Source organism: Cytobacillus sp. Bac17, assembly GCF_024519925.1.
Lineage (GTDB): Bacteria > Bacillota > Bacilli > Bacillales > Cytobacillaceae > Cytobacillus > Cytobacillus pseudoceanisediminis.
Window position 1 is genome coordinate 1 of the sequence record NZ_JALJRC010000141.1, and the last position, 229, is coordinate 229.

2 tRNA genes are annotated in these 229 nt (G+C 57.2%); both read right to left on the reverse strand.

Features of this window, described 5'->3' with window-relative positions:
* Positions 1-57 precede the first annotated feature (57 nt).
* Positions 58-148, reverse strand: a tRNA-Ser gene (locus NR125_RS29550).
* 5 nt (positions 149-153) lie between these two features.
* Positions 154-228, reverse strand: a tRNA-Asn gene (locus NR125_RS29555).
* Position 229: the final 1 nt, after the last annotated feature.

A 229-nucleotide genomic window follows, 5' to 3' on the forward strand; every position in this document is an offset into this window, starting at 1 on the left:
ACCCGTGTTACCGCCGTGAAAGGGCGGTGTCTTAACCGCTTGACCAAGGGGCCAATATGGCGGAGAAGGAGGGATTTGAACCCTCGCGCCGGTTACCCGACCTACACCCTTAGCAGGGGCGCCTCTTCAGCCACTTGAGTACTTCCCCATATATGGCTCCGCAGGTAGGATTCGAACCTACGACCGTTCGGTTAACAGCCGAATGCTCTACCACTGAGCTACTGCGGAA